The sequence below is a fragment of the Salinivibrio socompensis S35 genome (assembly GCF_000513715.1).
In the GTDB taxonomy this organism is placed as follows: Bacteria; Pseudomonadota; Gammaproteobacteria; order Enterobacterales; family Vibrionaceae; genus Salinivibrio; species Salinivibrio socompensis.
This window is the reverse complement of record NZ_AQOD01000193.1, coordinates 1-1,494: the sequence shown is the minus strand read 5'-3', so window position 1 is coordinate 1,494 and position 1,494 is coordinate 1. Positions and strand designations below refer to the sequence as shown.

The 1,494-nt window shown below is 47.4% G+C and carries 1 protein-coding gene and 2 pseudogenes; 1 reads left to right on the top strand and 2 read right to left on the bottom strand.

Annotated features, from left to right (window positions below; translation table 11 throughout):
* Positions 1-217 (top strand): annotated as a pseudogene (locus DZ54_RS24485) (ISAs1 family transposase); the annotation flags it as partial.
* 113 nt (positions 218-330) lie between these two features.
* Here the strand turns inward: DZ54_RS24485 and DZ54_RS22830 are convergent.
* Both DZ54_RS22830 and DZ54_RS0116590 read right to left on the bottom strand, forming a co-directional pair.
* Positions 331-744, bottom strand: a pseudogene (locus DZ54_RS22830) (IS3 family transposase); the annotation flags it as partial.
* Between the two features lie 123 nt (positions 745-867).
* Positions 868-1,458: a group II intron maturase-specific domain-containing protein gene (locus tag DZ54_RS0116590; protein ID WP_037355069.1), complete on the bottom strand. Its 591-nt coding sequence runs from the start codon at positions 1,456-1,458 to the stop codon at positions 868-870.
* Positions 1,459-1,494 lie beyond the last annotated feature (36 nt).

Sequence of the window (1,494 nt, the reverse complement as noted above, 5' to 3'; positions counted from 1 at the left end):
CTATATCAGCTCAAAATCACTGACTGCCGATGAGGCAAGCCGTGCTATTCGCTCGCATTGGGGCATTGAATCCATGCACTGGGTATTGGATGTCAACATGGGTGAAGAGGCATGTCAAATTTATAAAGACAATGGGGCCGCGAACGTTGCCTGCCTGAGACACATGGCTTCAAACATGGTGCGGGCTGAGCCGACCAAGATCAGCTTGGTGGCCAAATAGAAGCGTTGTCTCATGAATCCCAGCTTTTTAGAGAAGGTTTTAGCCGCAGATATTCCGGCGATGGTTGAAAAATGAACACTCATGCGCTCGCCCTGGAGTACCTGGCGACCGTGCTGGTGCGGCCTAAGCTGGCTGTAATACCTGATTAAATATTTCAGTATATGATCTTGAGCCTGCGAAAATGAACGGTAACCATAAGTCGGCATCCATTCTGTCTTCAAACTTCTGAAAAAGCGCTCCATTGGCGCGTTATCCCAGCAGTTACCTCGGCGGCTTAAGCTTTGCTTTATTTGGCATTTCCAGAGTGTCTGGCGGAACTTACGGCTCGTATAATGACTACCCTGGTCACTATGAAACATCACGCCTTTAGGACGTCCACGGCTCTCATATGCCATTTTTAATGCGTTACTGGTCAACGTACTGTCCGGTGACAACGACATCGCCCAGCCAACCGGTTTTTGTGCAAATAAATCAATAACAACAGCCAGATAAGCCCATCGGCTGCCGGTCCAGAGTAGAGTAAGAGGCGGGGCGTAGTCGAACTATTTCCCAGCCTCTCCTCTCCGAACCGGACGTGCACCTTTCAGCGCATCCGGCTCTCCACTTAATTGTGGCTAACAGCCATTGCAACATCTCGATAACCCGAACTAACTGACCGTATTTCTCATTTCGTCCCGACAATATGGATTGGACTCCGGTAGTCGCCATCTAAAAGGGCGTTTGAGGCTACTCACTAATCGAAACAGTGATTGACCACATAAATTGCCTTTGTTGCTCCTGCCGAAGTAAACCCACGTTTTCGCTTTGCCGGGCTCTAGCCGTCTGAGCAGTTTTATCATCAACTTCTTGATACTGGTTTTAAACTTAACAGCGAACCAGTAAGCCAGCTTCCAGAATACCGCTCTGTCTATCTTGCTATAAACCTTAGCTGTAAAATCAGTATGACAGTAAAACTGCGACCAGCCTTTTAGTTTCTGGTTAAGCTTCTCTATCTTATCGATTGGACTACAGCTGTAGTCGCCAGATAATTCTTTGTTAAGCGAACATGTAAAAGCTCTGGCTTTATTCTTCGGAATGGTACTGACCACGCGCATGTTGCCTTTTGGGCCTCGTTTGCGGATCAGCCTATGCCCTAGGGCGTGTTGATCTTTCGTGATTGTTTTTTGAACGGCATGATAAGGCGTTATAATCTCTTTCGCCAAAAACAAACTGTAACGCCATACCATGCCGAGACTCATGCTAACTGATAAGCGGTGGCAAAAGCTACTTCAAGT

Coding starts and splice junctions, on each gene's coding strand:
- DZ54_RS0116590 (WP_037355069.1), bottom strand. CDS start 1,458: ATGAGTCTCGGCATGGTATGGCGTTACAGTTTGTTTTTGGCGAAAGAG.